The 19,050-nt window shown below is 60.9% G+C and carries 15 protein-coding genes; 5 read left to right on the top strand and 10 right to left on the bottom strand.

Going from position 1 to position 19,050, the window contains the following annotated elements; all coding sequences use genetic code 11:
• Positions 1-21 precede the first annotated feature (21 nt).
• Both BH93_RS22805 and BH93_RS22800 read left to right on the top strand, forming a co-directional pair.
• On the top strand, positions 22-993 hold the full coding sequence (locus BH93_RS22805; RefSeq protein WP_037172706.1) for an alcohol dehydrogenase catalytic domain-containing protein: 972 nt from the start codon (positions 22-24) through the stop codon (positions 991-993).
• Between the two features lie 379 nt (positions 994-1,372).
• Positions 1,373-2,467, top strand: coding sequence for a TetR/AcrR family transcriptional regulator (locus BH93_RS22800; protein ID WP_242459041.1), 1,095 nt, complete (start codon positions 1,373-1,375; stop codon positions 2,465-2,467).
• 121 nt (positions 2,468-2,588) lie between these two features.
• On the opposite strand, the gene BH93_RS22795 is transcribed toward BH93_RS22800, so the two are convergent.
• The 6 genes from BH93_RS22795 to BH93_RS22770 form a co-directional block, all read right to left on the bottom strand.
• On the bottom strand, positions 2,589-3,074 hold the full coding sequence (locus BH93_RS22795; RefSeq protein WP_080738966.1) for an SDR family NAD(P)-dependent oxidoreductase: 486 nt from the start codon (positions 3,072-3,074) through the stop codon (positions 2,589-2,591).
• Complete coding sequence (locus BH93_RS22790; RefSeq protein WP_037172704.1) at positions 3,071-4,003, bottom strand: acyl-CoA dehydratase activase; 933 nt, start codon at positions 4,001-4,003, stop codon at positions 3,071-3,073. Before BH93_RS22790 ends, BH93_RS22795 begins: the two co-directional genes overlap by 4 nt.
• A 5-nt stretch (positions 4,004-4,008) precedes the next feature.
• Positions 4,009-5,343, bottom strand: a complete 1,335-nt coding sequence (locus BH93_RS22785) for a 2-hydroxyacyl-CoA dehydratase subunit D (RefSeq protein WP_037172703.1) — start codon at positions 5,341-5,343, stop codon at positions 4,009-4,011.
• Positions 5,344-5,363: 20 nt separating this feature from the next.
• The gene (locus BH93_RS22780; protein ID WP_037172702.1) at positions 5,364-6,536 is read right to left on the bottom strand and encodes a 2-hydroxyacyl-CoA dehydratase subunit D; all 1,173 of its coding nucleotides are present in this window, start codon (positions 6,534-6,536) and stop codon (positions 5,364-5,366) included.
• Positions 6,537-6,650: 114 nt separating this feature from the next.
• Complete coding sequence (locus BH93_RS22775) at positions 6,651-7,478, bottom strand: PaaX family transcriptional regulator (protein WP_037172701.1); 828 nt, start codon at positions 7,476-7,478, stop codon at positions 6,651-6,653.
• Positions 7,479-7,493: 15 nt separating this feature from the next.
• Complete coding sequence (locus BH93_RS22770; protein ID WP_037172700.1) at positions 7,494-8,549, bottom strand: NAD(P)H-dependent flavin oxidoreductase; 1,056 nt, start codon at positions 8,547-8,549, stop codon at positions 7,494-7,496.
• Positions 8,550-8,638: 89 nt separating this feature from the next.
• Here BH93_RS22770 and BH93_RS22765 point away from each other — a divergent pair, with 89 nt between their 5' ends.
• Positions 8,639-8,884 (top strand): hypothetical protein, encoded by a 246-nt coding sequence (locus tag BH93_RS22765; protein ID WP_037172692.1) that lies wholly within the window; start codon positions 8,639-8,641, stop codon positions 8,882-8,884.
• Positions 8,885-9,202 (top strand): WhiB family transcriptional regulator, encoded by a 318-nt coding sequence (locus tag BH93_RS22760; RefSeq protein WP_080738965.1) that lies wholly within the window; start codon positions 8,885-8,887, stop codon positions 9,200-9,202.
• Positions 9,203-9,381: 179 nt separating this feature from the next.
• On the opposite strand, the gene BH93_RS22755 is transcribed toward BH93_RS22760, so the two are convergent.
• Positions 9,382-10,848, bottom strand: coding sequence for an FAD-dependent monooxygenase (locus tag BH93_RS22755; protein ID WP_052064953.1), 1,467 nt, complete (start codon positions 10,846-10,848; stop codon positions 9,382-9,384).
• Between the two features lie 368 nt (positions 10,849-11,216).
• Between BH93_RS22755 and BH93_RS22750 the strand changes: the two genes are divergently transcribed.
• On the top strand, positions 11,217-12,047 hold the full coding sequence (locus BH93_RS22750; protein ID WP_032391833.1) for an IclR family transcriptional regulator domain-containing protein: 831 nt from the start codon (positions 11,217-11,219) through the stop codon (positions 12,045-12,047).
• A 781-nt stretch (positions 12,048-12,828) separates the two neighbouring features.
• Here the strand turns inward: BH93_RS22750 and BH93_RS22745 are convergent.
• The 3 genes from BH93_RS22745 to BH93_RS22735 all read right to left on the bottom strand — a co-directional run bounded on the left by BH93_RS22745 (position 12,829) and on the right by BH93_RS22735 (position 19,033).
• Positions 12,829-13,470, bottom strand: a complete 642-nt coding sequence (locus BH93_RS22745) for a hypothetical protein (RefSeq protein WP_037172687.1) — start codon at positions 13,468-13,470, stop codon at positions 12,829-12,831.
• A gap of 178 nt (positions 13,471-13,648) precedes the next feature.
• Complete coding sequence (locus tag BH93_RS22740; protein WP_080738964.1) at positions 13,649-17,203, bottom strand: DEAD/DEAH box helicase; 3,555 nt, start codon at positions 17,201-17,203, stop codon at positions 13,649-13,651.
• Between the two features lie 318 nt (positions 17,204-17,521).
• Complete coding sequence (locus BH93_RS22735) at positions 17,522-19,033, bottom strand: DUF4209 domain-containing protein (protein WP_155290901.1); 1,512 nt, start codon at positions 19,031-19,033, stop codon at positions 17,522-17,524.
• Positions 19,034-19,050 lie beyond the last annotated feature (17 nt).

The following is a 19,050-nucleotide window of genomic DNA, read 5'->3' as shown; positions in this document are numbered from 1 at the left end:
AACTAGCGAGAGAGGTCCACTGTGCAAGCTTGGCAACTGATCGGAGCTAACGCACCGCTCACTCTCAACGACGTCGAGCCGCCGACGGCCGGAGCGGACCAGGTCGTGGTCGATGTCAAAGCCGCTGGCATCTGCCATTCCGACGTCGGGTACCTCGACGGAACGCTGACACATTATCTTGCTTTCACGCCGATCACCCTGGGCCACGAAATAGCCGGCACCATCTCCAGTGTCGGGGAGGGAGTCGTGGACTTCTCGGTGGGTCAGCGGGTTGCCGCTGCAGCGCGCCCCGGCGGACCCGGAACGCGAACCGATGGAGGTTTCGCACACCAGGTCATGGTTCCGGCGAAGCTGTTGGCGGCGCTGCCCGACGCTGTTTCCTGGGAGCAAGCGGCGCCGGCAGCAGACGCCGGAACAGCCTCGCTACGCGCTCTCAGAGTCGGAGGTGTCGAAGCAGGAACCAAGCTCGGCATCATCGGGGCCGGCGGCCTTGGGCACCTGGCCATACAAATGGCGAGGGTGATAGGCGCCGATGTATATGTAGCCGAAACCAACGAGCAAGTGCGTCACTCTGTAGCCGCACTCGACGGAGTGCGCGTCTCTACTTCAATCCTGGGTTTCGCAGACGCCAAACTCGACGTCGTAGTCGACTTTGCCGGGTTCGGCACCACCACTGCCGAGGCTATCGATACCATCGGTTTCAACGGGACCATCGTCCAAGTCGGACTAGGGCGGAAACATGCAACCATATCCGTGCAAGCCATGGTCGAGAAGAAGCTTCACTTCGTCGGGTCTCCGGGAGGCAAAACGGAAGACTTGGTCGACGTCTTGGCCATGATGGCCGCCGGAACGATAAAATCCAACGTAACGACGATCGGTTTCGGCGAAATCGGTGATGCCATAACGCGATTGCAGCGCGGCGAGCTGTTGGGCAGGGCAGTAGCGCTGCTCGATCAGCCCGCGCATTTCACGAGCTCGCGGACCGCGCCATAAGTAATGAAATTGCGATCCGGTTCTGCCCCAACCCCCACTGCCGAGGTGGGTACCCGGTTGGACCGAAGACATCCTCCCTTCGCTGCGTCTCCCAACCCGCCGACAAGTACCCCACTAGATGAGAACAGCCGAATTCCGCGCTCATCGGTTACCGTCGACCGGCAGTTCGCAATCTGACGCAGCAAGTCGGGGCGGGGCCCTAGTCAAAGCTTGCCTTGACGGGGGCTGAGACAACGAGCACGTAGACCCAGAAGGGACGTCGTCCGTGGCGACAGAACCGTGTACCCCCGCAGCCAAGCGACGCCCCCCGGACCGTAAGCAACGCATTCTGGCCACCGCCACCACCCAGTTCGCGAGACTCGGATTCGCTCAGGTACCCATGGTTGCCGTCGCATCTGAGATCGGCATTACAGCCACCGCACTTTACAGGCACTATCGGGGCAAACAAGACTTGCTCGCAGCTATCTTGAACGGCACGCTCATCGAACTAGAACATGTGGTCGAGAACCCGGACAGCACCCTCGACGACGTCGTCCAGACCATCGCGCAGATCAGCACGGCCAATCGTGATTTCGGGGTCCTGTGGGCGCGCGATCGCCCGGCTCTGCCCAACTTCGAGCGAGAGCAGTTGACTACCAGAATGCGGGTCATATGTGTGCGGCTCCGCGATCGCATCAAGGACGCGTACCCATCTGCCGACCCGATGCTCTCTGCTGAGGCGATACTGGCAATGATCTTTACCCCGCCCGGGCATGCGGCCGAATTCGAGTCGACCAAGCTCACCACAGAAGTGCTCACCGATCTCGCAGCTCTGATACTCACCTCGATCCCAGTCACTGTCGATGTGCAACCGAGCCGTCCACCTCGGGTTGGATCTCGGTATGCACCGCACGTGTCAGTGACCAGACGCGAAGCCATACTCACTGCGGCAACACGGCTTTTCGCTCGACATGGTTACGCAGCAGTCGGCCTGAAAGACATCGGGGCGGCCGCGCACATTACCGGATCGGCAATCTATCGCCACTTCGGTAGCAAGATCGAAATACTCGACACAATCATGTCGCGCGGCACGGAAGCACTGTCGCTGTCTCTAAGCCACGCACTCGACGAAGCCGATGATGCCGACGACGCCCTCCGACGAGTCATCGACAGCTACTCCCACTTCATGCTCGAAAATCCCGCCGCGTTGGCCGTAATGGTGACAGAAGTCGTCCACCTACCCGAGCCACTACGCGAAATCTATACGCGTCACCAGCGCAACTTCATCGATGAGTGGGTGCATCTCGTCCAGCAGATCCATCCGCATATGCCTGTGATCGAAGGTCGCTGCCGAGTACATGCCGCCATCGCCATAATCAACGGACTCACCCGAGACGCGGAGCGCAGTGCACCGCACATGCTGCCCAGCATCTCACAACTGGCTTGCGCACTGCTCATCCTTTCACCCTCACCCGTCGGGGGAACGATCGCGTAGAAGTGGTACTCCTAGTGAGCTCACGGTTCTACGCACATGCTTCAACTCGCGGATCACTGCCGCACAGTAGTATCGATCGTCAGAGGTCAAGCGAAGCATCCGCACGCGGGACTGCCCTCGTTTACCCCGCGTGTACCGATACCGCTGCCACCACCGATTCTGCAGTTCCATCCGGATCTGCAGAATCGTCGATGACCGACACTCTGTGTGCGTCGTTACGCCTCTGGCTTTCAGTAGCTACCAGGTCGATGAACACGCCGGAGGAATACTTCTGCATGGTCTGCAGCACAAGATCACTGACGACTCCGCCGTCGGCTCGAAGACAGTTGACGACTATGTCGGGATCGCCGAGTGATCCGCTGAGCTCTGAGAGCATTCGGCTGGCCTCCGACTCGGAGGAAAGGTCGCCGGCGGCAGAGAGTGACCATATCCCCGACGCCAATTCGAACACCGATTTCGCAGCGGCACTACCGGCATCGGCGTCGCGACTGATCAGCCCGATTCGTTGTGTTCCGGCGCGGACGAGGTGGCGGGCGATGAGCAACCCGATTCCACTGTCCCCACCGATGATGACAACGGTAGAATCGGACACGTCTATAGTGGTCATGACAGGCCTCGCAAGGTCAACGGGACAACGTGGTTGTGATCGCCGGCGGTGCCGTCACATCCTGCGCACTGCGGAACGATACCTGCGGCCCGAGCGGCCAGCTGCTCCTTCGCTGCCGAATCCCGCAGTTCGGCAGTTTCACGAAAGCCTCGGTAGTCGTCGGCCGCCAATAGTGCGGCACCGTACGCCCCTGCGATTTGGGGTTGATCGAGCAACTCGATGGGATGCCGCAGTGCCTTCTCTATGTAATGGCGAGCAGCTGCGTTCTGGGCGACGCCGCCCGTCATGACGGTGGGGGTTGCTTTTCCGACCTGTGCAACAAGGCCGAGGGTCCTGGCGGCGACAGCTTTGTGGACGGACGCAGCAATGTCGGATTTCTCTTGCCCCTGTGCCAGCAGCGATATGACCTCGGTCTCGGCGAAGGTGGCGCACATGCTGCTGACCTCGAGTCCGTCCGCGCCGGACAGCGCTAGTGCGCCGACCTCGCTGACATCGACCTCGAGCGCGCGGGCGAGTACGTCGAAGAAGCGTCCGGTTCCACTGGCGCAACGATCGTTCATCGCGAAGCGGTCGACCAGACCGTCGGAGTCTACGGCGATGGCCTTGCTGTCCTGCCCGCCGATGTCGATCACCAGTCGCACGCCCGGGCTCAGTGCGGCAGCGCCGCGGGCGTGGCACGTGATTTCGGTGAAGGAGCGATCTGCGCCGGGCACGAGTTTGCGTCCATAGCCGGTACTGATAGTGCGTCGAATATCTTCTTGGGAAACACCGGCCGAGTCGAGAGCGAATCCCATAGCTCGAATCACTGCGTCGCGGCTCACGGCCCCCATCTGCACGACGGACGAACCGACGAGAGCGCCGCTGGAGTCGACGACGGCGGCTTTCGCCGTCGTCGAGCCCAGGTCGACGCCCATCACGTACCAATTCATCGAAGTCAGATCTTCATCCGCTGTACGTCGATGGCTTCCAACATTGCTTCGAGGCGACTGTCGAACATCTCGTCGTTGTAGAAAGACGCGTCTGCGACGTCGCCTTCGAAGACGAACGACTTGACACCGCGTTCACGCTCGGCGGCTTTGGCGAGCATGGACTGGGGGTTGGTCATTGCCCGGCAGGTACGGGTGGAGTGGAAGGCGATGCCGTCGATGGCATATTCGTCGATACGACGCAGCAGCAGTTCCTCCAAATTCTTCAAACCGTGGTTCAGCGGGCACAGCAGGTAATGCTGGGCCATGCCGCGTAGCGGATTGTCGACGTCGATGAGTTGTGGTTCCTGCCAGAAGGATTCGTGGGTGTAGCGTCCGGCCACAACGGCAACGTCGTATTCGGCGAACTTGCGGGTGAGGAAGCCGAGCTTGTTCCAGTTCATGATCCCGTCGAAGTACAGGCGGTACTTCTCGTTCGCGACACCGGAGATGCCGTCCACTATGCGCTGCTGGATTTCCGCTTTCACGCCGGCAAAGTAGTCGACGAGTGCTTGGTTGCCGGGCAGAAAGTTGATGGGGGCGATACTTGCGACCCAGTCCCAATACGTTGCGGGGGTCGGTGCCATCGTGCACAGTTGCATTGCCTCGAGCCGAAGCTCCGATGCCTTCTTGATGTAGGACATGCTTTCACTCAATACGTCCCAGTCGAACGGTCGTCCGGTCTGGTGTTCGAGGAAGCCGACCAACTCGCGCAACTGGCCTTCGGCGTACGTGCTGACTTCGTTCCATTCTTCACCACGCATGTAGCCAGCATCAGGCTTGTTTCCCCACAACATCGGCAGCGAGACGTTGAAGATCGGCAGCTTGCGGTCGAAGACGCGATAGGTCATCGCATCCCACTGCTGTCCGGTACTGCAACCCGCGTAACCGTTGACGAAAAAATCCGGTGCCGGCAGCTTGGCGGCCAGTTCCTGCTGATCCACCAATCCGACCACGCCGGTTTGACGTTCGCTGACCGTCTGCTGCGTCAGCACGGCGCAACCGAGGTGGGTCCGGGCGTAGGAACACAGTTCGCCGATGTAGCCGTACTCCGCACCGGCCGCCTGCGCGGGTTCCTCGAGGTGCTGCGCCGCGAGTCGGGCAGCGAAGGCCTCGCCGTGGCACCATTCGAGTCCAGCCGCCTGAAATAATGGATTCATGGCAGCACCGTTGTACCAGACCACATGCTTGCCGCGTTCCTTCGCGGTGAATATATTCTCCCAGTAGTCTGCGGTCATCTTGCCGCCAAGCCTGGTGCTCTTGAGACGATTGGTCTTGTCCTGCTGCGGGATTGCGGTGGTCATTGTGAACTCCTAGTGACGTTTCAGGCCGGAACAGGCGTGGGCTGACGGCGGATTCGCTCGACAAACGTTTCCATCCTGGTGCGCATGGTCTCGACCGGCATGCCTTCGTGCTCGGTCTCGATCAGCAGCAACGGAACTCCGTGGGACTCGAGCGCTTTGCGCAGTTCCGGGTAGTACAGCATGTGCGGTTCGCAGAACTTGGCCATCAACACGATCACACCGACCGAGCGGCTGGCCTCGAGCGAGTTGAGCAGGTAGGTGTCCCAGTCGACCTTGTTGGTCACCCGAGTGGGGCACGGGGCGTTGATGTTTCGTTCCATATACCACGATGACAATGCGATGAGCGGGTCGCCGGTCTCGGGAACGTCTGTGGAGATGTACCGGAATCCGGTGTAAAGGTCGTCGTCGACGACGAGCCCACCGGATTCCTCGATGACGTCGAGGATCTCCGGCTTGGGTGCATGGCAGAAGTGGCCTGAAAGGTGCAGACGGACAACATTTTCCGGCGCTTCGTCGTGTACGACCAATGCGTCGATGAGCCCTAGCAATATCGCGGTGTGCTCTTCGACGTCCATCACCATCGACGACTTGACGAGTAATTGCATCTCGCTCGCGGTGATCCGGACACGACCGGAACGACGCAGGTCGTAGAGATGCCGAAGGAGTTGCCGGTTCTTGTTGAACACCTTGATGCTGTTCGTCAGGTCCTCGGGCGAGAAACTGTTGCCGACGACAGTCTCTATCTCGGCTTTGAGATCTCCGATTCTGCTGTCGACGCGGGGCTTGGACCACGCGTCGTCCATGGAGCTAGTGAACTGTGCGAAGTGCACAGGCTTCTCCGGACGCACGTACCGAATAGCGTCGACCGCTCCCAAGAGCTGTACGCAATGATCGGCGGCGACGAAACCGTCGAAAATATCCAGTTCACCGATCGCAGCTTGATCGGCAACGCTTCGGGTGTAACCGCAATAGAACTCGGCGAGCATGCTCCGGCCCTCAGTGATGGGCGTTTTGCTTTCTTGGATGATGACCGGCAAGGCTCCGGCCGCGTGCACGATCTCCGATGGGAAGTTCATAGGAAACGAACCGATCACCGGCCGCTGCCGTGTTGCTTTCCAACTCTGTGCATACGAGACCGGATCGTCTGCAGCAGTTTGTAGCGTGGCCATGAGGGGTGCGTGAAGTTCGCTCACATCGTGTCCTTCGACTTGCTTATGGAACGCACCGAAACGGCGCTGCCCAAAATATTACATCTGAGTCCACTCAATGTCTACAAATGTATTACGCAAGGCGAGTCGTTACGATGATCAATCGAAGGGAGTGACCGTCAACCAGTGGGCGTGAGCGGCGGGAGTCCACTCCGCCCGTAGGTCCTGCAGTCGTTTGACGGCTCCTAGGCCGGCCCAATCCGGCAACAGAGCGGCCGGCAGATGGGGATCCATGTACGGCGTATGGCGCAGCGCGTCGACCAGCTCGAGGTGCGCCATCAGCGCTTCCTCGCCGGAAAGAATCCCTTTCTCGTCGAACCTGCTCAGAAGCTCGTCGTACGACTGCGCGACTTCGTCGAGATCCCATGATCGCTCCACCAAGTCGTCCTCCGATATGCCGGCGGAGGCGGGGGATCCGATAAACGACATGGTGTTCGGCGACAGTCCGAGCGACTCGATCACCGCGGCGGCCTCGGCCAAACGTTCGACGTGCGGAGTGACCCACACTCCCGGGCTGGGGTTACCGAAACCGGCCCATCGAAATGCCGCGTACAGCTTCTTTCGTACGGCTCGGTGCGATTCCGGAATAGGTGCGATGACGACGAGCCACTTGCCGTCCCAGCGACCGGCCGCCGCGACGTCGGGGAATACACGGCTGACGCCCTCGACGAAGAGTCGGTGTGCCTGCTCGGTGAGAATCCACTTGGTCTCGCGGCCGTCCCGTTCGGCGGTAAGCAAGCCCGATGCGCCGGCCCGCGCGATCGCCTGCCTACTGGCGGGCTCCCCGAAACCGAGGCCCATCAAGGCATAAAGGAGCGCAGCGGTCCGCACGGGCCGCCGATACGGCGCAACGAGCTCACCAAGCACTGAAACGAGCACCGAACGAGCGCTTCCGAGGGTGCCTACCTTCGCTGTCACGTCCGTCATGATACTTCGCGAATCTCAGCTTACTGCTGGGCTGAGTGCAGGTAGGGACGCGACGAGTCCTCTCAGAATATCTGCGGCCTCGGCTGCCATCCGCGGTACGAAGTCGGCGATGTCAATGATGTCGTTGATCGCTGCGGCGACCTGGCCGGTGAGGACAAGGCCGTCGACGACATCGCCGTCCGTTTGTGCGCGCTGCATCGATTCAATCTTCCAGCGTGTCAGCTCGACCGCATCGGCGACCTCGCCCGACGGCGCATCCAAATGCCTCGAAAGTTTCTGCGATGCGGCGTTTTTCAATCCTCGGCACGGGCCGTACACCCCGTCGAACGCTACATCGTCGCCTTCTTTGGCGTCGAGCAAAGCTTGAATATAGGCAGGGTGCCAATCGGAATTTGCGGTGCTAGTGATGAACCGCGTTCCCATCGCCACTCCGTCCGCCCCCATCGCCAGGGCCGCTGCGAGGCCGCGCGCATCGCGGGCACCCCCGGTCAGCAGCACTGGAACATCCACTGCTTCCGTGACGTTGGGGATCAACACGTAGGAGTGGACGGCCGCGCTTGGGGCATGACCTCCCATTTCGAAACCGGCAGCGATAACGACGTCGACGCCGGCCTCGGCTGCTTTGATCGCCTGACGGGTCGAGCCGACTTTGTGCTGATGAATCATCCCAGCGTCCCTGATCATCGAGATGTAGGACCCGGGAAAGCCAGCGGAGGTGGTCATGACCGTCAGCTTCCGGGCGAGCGATGCGTCCGCCTCACGAGCTGCCAAAACCGTACGAATATAGACATCTGTGAAGGGAAGCACAACGCCGTTCCCATCTACACCGACCGGAATGTTGACAGCGAAAGGCCCGCGGGTCAGGGCAGCACATTCCTCGATGTGCTCTCGAAAGGTACGCGCACCAGCATCGAGATCGGTGGGCATGCCCGGCATCGAGACCGTGCCCAGCCCGCCCGCGTTGGACACGGCGGCCGCAAGCTTCGGCGTCCGGAAGGGGCCGAGGCCTTCCTGCACTATCGGATGGTCGATGCCGACGAGCTGGGTGTAGCGGTTCCTGATGGGTTGCATGAGAACTCCATACTTCGCGTATTGATACATTTACAGTAAGTCAGTATCTATGTATGTAAAGAGTACCGCAATGGTGTCTCACGTGGCCCGTGTCGGACACAGCGCTGTTGCAACTGTTTTCGGCGCGGTTCGGCTTGGCCCTCCTCTTCAGTCTGACCATGATGTCGGGTCTCTCATCAACAGGTCACCTGGGCGAAGGCTTCGAGCCGATCCCTCTCGGTGCGCAGTGGGAGGGGCAGCGCCAGCAGCAGCTTTCCGGGAGTGCGTCGGCGTGGGTTGCCGACACCAACCGCTATTCCTATAGTATAGCGTCCAACTATTGGACGACCATGTGAATGATTGGAGCAGCGTTGCGTCTAGGTGCACGATTTCCCGAACGGCCGGTGAACCTCCCTGCGCCGGAGGCCGCATTGTGGGATTGGCAACTTGATGCACGTTGCCGCAATGCCAGTCCCGCCACATTCTTTGGCACCTCGGACTTCGAACCCTTCGAACACGAGGGCGTCGCAGCCGCAAAAACCATCTGCATGGCTTGCCCGGTCCGCAAACAGTGCCTTACGCACGCTCTCACGGCCGGTGAGCCGTTCGGAGTATGGGGCGGAATGACCGAACGTGAACGAAGGCAACGTAAGTGGTTCACATTTGACGTCTAAAAGGTGGACGACAAGCGTCATCGACAGGGACCGCTCTACCGAAACTGCGTCGGTACTGCGACATATGACGTACTACCACTGCTTGCGCACCGTGTACACAAACGACTGCCGGACATCGATCTTGAGCTACGCGGCGAGCTGTTGACACCGCAGCTGTTCGGCGGGCTCTGCGCAGGCGTCTAAGACCTGGTGCTGGTTAGACCTCTTGTGCTCGATCGCGACTCGAATGACAGATTGCGCGAGGGCGTAAAAGAACAAAGAAAATGAAGTGCCTCAGAACGGACAAAACCGAAAGCGATGCGAGTGATGAGTCGGATCTTGGTGTTCATCGATTCGACGAGTCCGTTGGACAAGCCGTGTTCGATTGCGGCATGGATCTGTTCGCGGTGGGTGCCGACACGGTGCGGAAGCGTGACGAAGGATTCGATTCGGCTGCGTCGTGCCCACTGGACCCATCGTTCGAGTGCTTCGACATCCTGGTCGGATGGGAGCTTGAAGACCGTCCATAGGCCTCTTTGACCAGGTAAGCACGGTAGACCCGAGGATCGGTAGATGCGATCCAGCGGAGCTTCACGCGTTGAAGGGTCCGTGAGATCTTCTGGGTTCTTCCACAGCGCGTACCGGGAACGGAGCAACGCTCGGGCGGAACCGATGGAGACGGTGGAGCGCCGGCCATTGATCCACCCGTGTGATCGAGTGTGGCCCACGCGGCGTGCGTCGGTCCATGCCTGGCGGCGTATCGCATCGAGTGCCTCTGTGGCCCAACCGACTACGTGATGGGCGGAGTCTCCGGCGAGGAACACTCGACCATCCTGCCAATGCTCGGCGACCACTTCCCGGAAGTTGTAGACCGGACGGCGCAGGATCTCGACATCGTCGGGGCCCACCCAGGGCTTCAACAGCTCCCATACCCGCTCTTCGGTGAAGTCCTCCGGCTTCTCGCCGGGCAACAGTGTCCACTCCCACCGGTGGTGGTGAGCACCGAGCTGGAACAGACATCCCGGCCGCTCAGGGTCGGCGAACTGACCGTTGTCGAACTCGAAGTTGAGCTTGTGCTTCTCGCGGCAGTCGACGACGAGCTGGTTGTAGTCGCAGTTGCCGACCCAGGTCTTGATCCCTAGGCGCTCGCGGATGGAGCTGTTAGCGCCGTCCGCGGCGATGAGGTACTTCGCCCGCACCTGAGTCTGCTCGCCGCTCTTGCGGTGCTCGAGGGTGATGGTCACCCCGTCGTCGTCCTGCTCGAAGCCCACGGCCTTGGTGCCCATGGTGATGTCGACGTTGCCGGTTTCGGTGACTGCCCGGTGCATCGCGAGCTCGAGGTAGTTCTGGTAGAAGATCCAATGGCCACGGTGACCGTGGGGGCCGACCTGCGACCAGTCCATGCGCAGCAGCAGCTCGCCGTCGAAAGCCTTGGTGCGCATGTCGTACATGTCCCACGGCACCGCGTCGGACTTGAATTCTTCGTCGATGCCGATCTTCTGCAGCGTGCGGACGATCTCGTCGTCCATGTGGCCGGCGCGGGAGAGGCCGTACAGGGTCTCGTAGGCCTCGAACGCGGCAACGGAATGCCCTGCCTGCCCGAGCTGGGCACTGGGCATCTGCCCGACGGGTCCGAAACCGATGACTACAACGTCGTAGTTCTTCATCGCTGGTGGGTCCTTTCGAGTACTTCTGTCTGCCGCCGGTGGGGCGGGGTGCATCTGTGCGGTGTTCCGGTCTGGCCTCGACCGTCGGCGCGGCCGCAGGCTGTTCGCGGCCGGACAACCCGGTGAGCTACTCGATCGGACCCTTGCGCTTTGTTTCAGCAGCTCAAGCCTTTATCGTCCGTCTAGCGGACAGTGGTCCGTTCGTGTAGGTTCAAGAATGCCTTCCAAGATTCGATGTGTCAAGCGTCATACGCGTGTAGGAGCGTTGTGCAGCGCACAGCCGTATCGGCATCCGCGCGACGAACTTCATCGGCGACCGGCTACAACTGAAGGTGCTGCACCAACGACATGAGAGAAGAGGCAGTTCAGTGGCTGAACGCGGACAGGGACCGGACTTCATCGAAGCGCTGGCCCGAGGGCTGCACGTGCTCCGGATCTTCTCGGCCGATAAGCCGGTGATGTCGTTGACCGAGGTCGCCGCTGGTGCCGAGCTGGCACGGCCGACAGCCCGGCGGATACTGCTCACGCTCGAAGAGCTCGGCTACGTCAGATCCGGCCACGCCGGCTACACCCTGACCCCGCGGGTGCTCGAACTCGGAATGGCGTACATCGGTGCCCTCAACCTCTGGGACATGGCCAGACCCCACCTCGAAGAATTGGTGGCCTTCACCGGCGAATCGTCTTCGATGGCTCAGCTCGACGGCTCCGACATCGTGTATGTCGCCCGCGTGGCGGTGCCCAAGCTCATCTCGCTTCGAGTCGACATCGGAACCCGATTTCCCGCGATGGTGACCTCCCAAGGGCGGGCCCTTCTCTCGGCGATGGACCGGGGTTCGGTACACGAGCGCCTGTCCGAGCCAACCCGCTCAGGGCTCGCTGCGAAAGTGTTCACGACCGAGCAGATCGACGAGATACTCGACGAAACAGCGCAGCGCGGTTGGGCGCTGGCCGATCAGGATCTGGCACCGGGCGTCCGCTCGATCGCGGTACCGGTACACGACGGCCGTGGAGTCGCACGCGCAGCCATGAACATCACCGTCCACGCCGCAGAAACCAGCGTCGGCACTCTCGAGGAGACCTACCTACCGAAGCTTCTGTCTGCTGCCGCCCAGACATCAGCCGACTGGAGCGCATGGCAGAACCGCCCGATCGAACCCGCGCCCCGCGGCACGTCGATCGACCCACAATCGCGTCCCTGAGGTTGCATGGCCTCCTTGCGGATTCAGCGAACTTCGGCGAAGTCTGTCGACGCCAGCCTCGATGTCCGGCCCGGATGGATGCCTGGCTTGGAGCTGCGGCGGCTGGTATCGCGGTCTCTGCCTATGGTCGCGATGATGCCGTCGTGATGGGTGTCAGTGCGGCCCGGTTGCACGGGGCGATTCCGCGGGCGTTAGCGACTGCTGTGGTGGCTGTCCCGACGCGCCACGATCCGATTCGGTTGGCGGATCGTGAGGCGGTGATTCGGTTCGTCGTTCGCGACATGGCACGTCTGGATGCGGACGCATCGATACCGAGTTGGGTGCGGTGCTGGTGACTACTGCGAAGCAGACGGTGTTTGATCTGGCGATGTGTCCGGGGCTCGGTGACGCCTAGGGTGAGGCGCGGCCCGCTGTGGAGCAGTTGAATCGGAAGTGCGACCGAGGCGTTTTGGCGGAGATCGCTGGGGCTCAGAAGATGACAACGACTGTATTGCGGCTGCAGGCTCGGTTGGGGCAAAAGTAGTGAATCTCGACGAGCTAGCCTCGGTGGCAACGCAATTCGGTGTCACGCGTGCACAGGTCGACCGGGGTCATCTCATCTCTCACCTGCTTGACTATCTGGGTGCGCACTTCGCGGATCAGGTTGTATTCATCGGCAACTGCTTCCCTATCATCCTGTCAGCGATGATGATGACGATGATGAGTTGTATGGGTGCAGGACTCGAATATCACTTCTAGTCGGCGAGGAAAGTCTCTAGGGCCCTTTGGTGATCTGGTGGTTTCAGTGTAACGCGCGGTAAACGGTTCTGAACTCTTCAAGCTCTGCGACCCGTACAGCAACTTCGACCCAAGTCTCTTCGAGGTCGTTGTCTGTCAGCGTTCGCAGTGTTCGCGCTGCGTCGACGGATTTTGGAGACTCGACACCCCGAGGAGTTGCGGACAAGATGCAAGATGTGATTGTTGCAAGGCTCTTAAATGCCGAGTATTCGGCAAGATCTGCCGCCCACCAATTTAATGGTCGGTCATTTTCTATGGCTTTCCTGAGCTGCTGAAACGCCTGCCGTGTCGCAGCTAAGGCGCTGACCTCATCGGCGGTCAGAGACCGCTCGGCGGACACCTTCACCAGTAATGACTCGATGTTTCCATCAATCTGCGCGGCGCGGTTTTGGCATTGCCAAACAAGATCGTTGTTCTTCTGGCCTCTTAGCGACCCTGAATGCAACGAGTCCCATGACTTCCACGTCGAGAAGAAATCACCGTACAAACGGTGAAACTCGTTAACGGCTTGTAAATCAAACTCGCGTAGCTTCTTGATTCTGTCCCACCTATCTGTGATTCGGGCCGTCACAAACCATCCTGCGATCAAGGTTAGGCAAGCCGTTGCAGGAGCGACGATGAAAGGCGCGATCGCAGTGATGGTCACACCAGCACTGTATAGGTCGCGAAACCCTGGTTGCCGGTGTGGCGGGTCTGTCGCAGGCATCCGGCTGCATCGACAGCGCGACTTGGAACTGGCCTGTTTCGATGTAGGCCGCCCGCTAAGTTCGTGCTGTCGCCATTGGGACTGAATAGGGGAGCCCGGTCCGCAAACTCCGGCGGTTCTAACCGGTCTCCCAGCTCCAGCCCGGCAACGTCTCCAGTTTGGCTGATCGCTCGGCTTTGATGTTCTCCCGCCCACGCCACTGCTCCCGGACCCACGCGCCTAGTTTGACGCCCTTTTCCACGTGGTCATCCGGGGGCTTGATGTGACCTTCACGCGCTACGTATTGCTCGAGCATCTCGAATTTTTGGTTCCAGATGTGATCGCTTTTTGTGCCCCAGAACCAACCGGGTATGGCTTCCAACTGAGCTTGTCTGTCAGAGTCGAGTCTTGTGTGTTCGCGTCGACGGAGCCTGGCCCATTGACCGATCTTCAGACCGTCCTCGACGAAGTCGACAGGAACGCTCGTATGGCCTTCCCTTCGTGCGTAAGACCGCAGCAGCTCGAGGTGTTGCGTCCATGAGTCGTCGAGGGTGTTCCAGCTCCAGCCAGGAACGGCCTCCAAGCGCTGGCGTCGGTCCTCGGTCATCTTGGCCCAATTGCCCCGTTGCTCTCCGACCCAACCGCCCAGATTGACCCCGTCGGCAATGTGGCCGCGCGAGACCCGCGTGTGTCCGTGCTGTTCCGCGTAAGAGACCAGCGCGGCGTACGCACGATCCCAAGCATCCGTGTACGGGTCCCACGACCATCCTGGAACCGCTTCCAGGTGCTCCCGACGTTCCTGAACAATGCTGGCGCGGTTATTCCTTTGTGCTAGAACCCAACCGCCGAGTTGCACGCCGTCTTCCTTGAATCCCTGCGGTACTAGCGCATGGCCCTCCCGCCGTTGATACTGCCTGAGCAGTTCGAGCTTCTGCTGCCACATCGCGGCTCGCGAATCCCACACCCAACCGGGCAGCGATTGTAGGCGATCTAGATCGCTCGCAGACAGATTTCTCTGATTGCCTCGTTGGACGGTGACCCACTTACCGAGCCGAAAGCCGTTCTCCACGTGCGTGTTAGGAACGCGAGCATGGCCTTCTCGCGCGACGAAGGCCGTAAGAAATTTGTAGCCGCGGTCCCACTTCTCGGCCTGTGGTGCCCACGACCATCCCGGCAGTGCCTCGAGGAGTCGGACCCGCTCCGACGATAAGTCGTCGCGGTTGGTGCGCTGCGCGGCCACCCACTGCCCCAGTCTGACACCGTCCTCTACCAGCCGCGGCGACGGCTGAGCGCGGCCCATTCGTGCGGCAAACGCCTTCAGTGCTTGGTAGTTCCGCGCCCAGGTGTCCTCGCGGGTATCCCACACCCAACCAGCGAGCGCTTCGAGTTCCCGTGTCCTTTCCTCTGACAACCGACCACGCTTGTGCAGACCACGCTGAGTCGCGACCCAGCTCCGGAGGTTCGAGTCGCCGACCGCGTAGGGAAATGGAACGTCGGCGTGACCATGTTCGGCTACGAACTGCTCCATGAGTTGGATCCACGTACTCCATTGATCTGCCAGTACGTCCCATGCCCACCCGGGAAGTCGATCCAGCGCGGACCGCCTGTCATCGCTGAGGGTCTTGTTGGTCAGCGCGATCCTTTGGACGCTTGCCCATTGCCCGAGTGCGTATCCGTCGACGACGTAGTCGACGGCCACTCTTGAGGTGCCCTTGTCTGCGGCGTATTGCTCCAGCATCCCGTACCAGAAATGCCAGGGGGCACTAGTCTTCTCGATCAAACGAACATCGAACGCGTCGACGAATGCCTTCCCGACGGTGTGCGCCACGTCCAGGTGGATCTTGTCCGGAATGCGTGCGCGCCCACCTGTGCGGCCGAGTTCACGGCGCATTTCGTCGATCTGCTGCGCCATCTGTTCGTCGTGAGAGCGCAGAGCAATAACGACACGCCAGACAGACTTGAACGATGAATCTTTGAGCGCGGTTTCGGGATCTGCGGCGGTGTCGATGAATACGGGAATGACAATGGTTCCGACGGTTTTGTTCTCGGCCAGCCGAATTGCCCGCCCGACGGCCTGAACGATGTCTACCTCCGAGCCCCTCGGGTCGATAAAGGCGATGCCGTCGAGGGTGGGGACGTCGACACCCTCGCCGAGACACCGCGCGTTCGTCAGCAAGCCGCGCTCGTCGTCATCGAGGTGGCGAAGACGTTGAAGGCGGACGTGTCGCTCACCGGAAGACATTTCACCGGAAGCGAACCCGGTCCACAATGCTCCCGGCGGCCGCTGCTCTTCAGGCATCCATTCGAGGATCTCGGGCATTTCGGCGGCAAATCGCCTGGCGCGGAGCACACGGGAGTGGAAGCTGATCACGCGGCGAAGGTCGTATTTTCGCATCGCTTTCGCAAGTCCGATCTGGCTGGCCAGGGTTCGCGCGTCGGTGCTCTGTTCCTCTCGCCGGACCAGAACGCCGTTGGTCGCCCACTCACGAAATGTCGAGTTGTCGACCCCGACGACAGTGACTTGGTAATCAGTGAGTAGTCCGCGTCGAATGGCTTCTCCGAAACTCAGACGGTGGAACACCTCCCCGAATTTCGTGGCGTCGTCCATCGACGCGACTTCCATCTCCGAGCCACGCGCCGCCGTCAGCACCCGTCCGGTGTAGTAGCGCGGTGTCGCCGTCATGAACAGCCGCCGGCGGGCTGCGATGGCGTTCGAGTCGAGAATCGTTGCGAATACGGTCGATTCGTCGCCCGCGACACGGTGACTCTCGTCCGCGATGGCCAGGTCGAAATGCGGGACTTGTCCGAGGGTGAATGCTTTCGCGATCTGCGGCGAGGACTGATACGTCGAAAACACCACACGTGGTCCACTGCGTTGAAGGAACTCGGCGATCTCGGCGGGGTCGTTCTGGACTGGGAGGCACAGTTCGCTGGTGGACGTCAAGGCTGCGTCGTCCTGGGTGACGGTTTCATCGGAGCAGACTGGTAGCGCCTCGAACGGTTCGGTCGCGTTCGTCCTCCATACCGCCATCGTCTGCTTCAACAGGGACAAGGACGGCAACAGAACCAATGTTCGCTGCGCGTGAAGTTCTTGCTTGATGAACAGAGACGTGAGTGTCTTTCCTGTACCGCACGCCATGACGAGCTGACCACGATCGGCGTTCTGGAAGCCGTCCACGACGTTGTCGACCGCTTCGGTCTGGTGATCGCGCGGTAGGGCCGGCTGCGGTGATGGGATGGGATGTAGGAGGTCCGGGGACTCCGCCCAGTCGATGTCGGCAGTTTGGAGGTACGCAAGGCCGATCAAGCCAACCGGTTTCTCCTGGGCGTCGATAGTTCTCCGCGCGACGTGGTGTATCCGGTCAGTGGTTGCGATGAGGAGGCGATAGTGGAACCGCCTCCTGGACGACTCGGACAGGAACTTGTCGACGTCGTTCTTTGTGACGGCGCGATCTGAGGCATATGCCTTCGCCTGTACCGCCCAGAGTTTTCCTTCGTTGTCTTCGACCACGAGGTCGATACCGGAGTCGCTGCCCCATCTGTGCTCCCAGTCGTCCCAGAGCCAGACATTGCGAACGGTTTGTCGGTAGTACGCGTCGTTCTCGACGTACCACTTGCAGATGCGTTCGAACTGCCTGCCCCGGATGTGGTTGTCCTTGGAGAGGTTGCCGTACAGGGTGGCGAATGTGCCCATCCTGGAGACGTTAACCGTCCTTGCCGACAGGCTCGTTTCCTTCACGGGTTTGACCCGAAGCTAGAGCTCGCGATCAGGCGCGCACCTGCGCCTATACGAACCCACTTTGGCGCACGTGAGCAAGTCCGGTGGGCGTGACAGCTTTGTAGGTGTGTCGCAGGAATCGCAGCGAACAGTGGACGGCCGCAAGTACGAGCGCCCGCGCCATGAAAGCCAATGCCGAAGTAGTATTTTACGACTAAGCCGCGCTCCGCGGCATCGTCTCCGCACGCATGCACGCATGCACGCACGGATCGTGATCGATCGCGACCGGAGTCGTCATTCATGTGTCGGTTGCGTTTTATTCGCGGCCAGGACCACGATTCGCAGGGCGATGTGGATGAGTACCGCGGCGACACCGGAGTCGACGTTTTTCACGTAGCCGTGTGCGAGAAGGTTTCGGGTATTCCAGCCGGCTGGGTGATTGCATATGGCGTTGAACATCCGACGATCGTCTTCGGGGACGTCGTACTCGGTGCAGAAAAGGTTCAACATGACTCCCAGGCCGACGTATTGGCCTGGCGACTGTCCCTGTTGCAGTCGATATATGCCTTGGTCGGCGGCAAGTACTGCAGTGCGGAGCATTGACTCGATCACTGGGGTTGTGGTGTACGCGGCCGCTTCCGGGTCGCCCGACCAGAAGCGAAACAGTGCGCGGCACAACCGAGTCGAGGTGTCGCTGGTCATCGCGGGACCAATGTTGAGCACATGGTGCAGGTTCTCGGCCGGCGGCGTGCCGAAGCGGTGGACGATCTCATGGAGCGCGGCGGCGAAGATTGGTGCCCAATGACCGAGGAGCTGGGTTTCCCACTTCACCATGTCCATGTCGAGACGTTCCGCGTCGGTCGTTGGGGCCCAGAGTGGCAAACCCTCTGGAGTCTGCAGTTGAGTCGAGAATAGGGCGGTCAGAGGAGCGAGGGCGTATTGCTCTCGGACGCGGCGCTCGGTGGTGGCGATGGGTCCAGTGACTGTGGTGAACGATGCGAACGCCGACAGCGCCTCCGACCAGTTTGCTGAGGGTTCGTCGGGCGCATCTCCGGCTTCGGCGGTCGGTCTCGTCGATGTGTCGGTGCCGAGAACTGCGTCGACGCACGAGTCCCACTCTTCCTGGAACTGACGCGACGATGCGGTGAGGTGCATCATTTCCAGGTCGAGCTCTCGGACCTGTTGGAGGCGGACGGTGGCTTCGTTGCGAAGCGCTGGGTCATTTGAGCGCTCTGCCAGTTCGACCGCCTGGTGGAGGCGGGTGGCTTTCATGATGTTGTTGGTTTCGCTGTCCGCCCGGTCGAGGAAGGTGTGGACTCGGCGTCGCCAGATTTCGGCGCGCTCCGAAGGTGACGTGGCGGATTCGAGGGCGAGGTTGAGGATGCGGTCTCGTTGAGTCGGGTCGGGCCACTTCTTCTCGGCTGTGGCCAACAAGCGCGTAGTGGTTCCCGGACTGCCTTCTCCAGTGAGCGTGATCAGCGCGCCGACCACGGACCCGAACGGTGGATCGTCCTGTCCGAGGAGCCGCTCGACGAGGACGCAGACCTGGTCGATGGACGTACTCAATGTTGTGTCGTCGTTGATAGCCCGACTGAGCCGGATAGCAGCCCGGCAATCCGCAACGGCGTCGTAGTTGCGCGCTTCTAGTGCGGACGCGTCGATGTAGGCGGCGATTGCGGCACGCGCGTGGTTGAGTCTGTCCCCGCTGCCGACCTGGAAGAGCAAGTGGTGAAGTCGTGCTCGGGTCGGGGCGTGCTGGACGAGTCCTGCGAGACCTCTCCACGTGGCAACGATGGTTGAGTCCACTGACCTGGTGTCGGGTG

It is taken from the genome of Rhodococcoides fascians A25f (assembly GCF_000760935.2).
Taxonomy (GTDB): domain Bacteria; phylum Actinomycetota; class Actinomycetes; order Mycobacteriales; family Mycobacteriaceae; genus Rhodococcoides.
The sequence above is the reverse complement of the archived record's forward strand: the minus strand, read 5'-3'. Positions and strand labels throughout refer to the sequence as shown.

Bases quoted from the DNA above. Each gene is read 5' to 3' on its own strand.
- BH93_RS22800 (WP_242459041.1), top strand. From the start codon at position 1,373: ATGGTTGCCGTCGCATCTGAGATCGGCATTACAGCCACCGCACTTTAC.
- BH93_RS22795 (WP_080738966.1), bottom strand. From the start codon at position 3,074: ATGACCACTATAGACGTGTCCGATTCTACCGTTGTCATCATCGGTGGG.
- BH93_RS22790 (WP_037172704.1), bottom strand. From the start codon at position 4,003: ATGAATTGGTACGTGATGGGCGTCGACCTGGGCTCGACGACGGCGAAA.
- BH93_RS22785 (WP_037172703.1), bottom strand. From the start codon at position 5,343: ATGACCACCGCAATCCCGCAGCAGGACAAGACCAATCGTCTCAAGAGC.
- BH93_RS22775 (WP_037172701.1), bottom strand. From the start codon at position 7,478: ATGACGGACGTGACAGCGAAGGTAGGCACCCTCGGAAGCGCTCGTTCG.
- BH93_RS22770 (WP_037172700.1), bottom strand. From the start codon at position 8,549: ATGCAACCCATCAGGAACCGCTACACCCAGCTCGTCGGCATCGACCAT.
- BH93_RS22760 (WP_080738965.1), top strand. From the start codon at position 8,885: ATGATTGGAGCAGCGTTGCGTCTAGGTGCACGATTTCCCGAACGGCCG.
- BH93_RS22755 (WP_052064953.1), bottom strand. From the start codon at position 10,848: ATGAAGAACTACGACGTTGTAGTCATCGGTTTCGGACCCGTCGGGCAG.
- BH93_RS22740 (WP_080738964.1), bottom strand. From the start codon at position 17,203: ATGGGCACATTCGCCACCCTGTACGGCAACCTCTCCAAGGACAACCAC.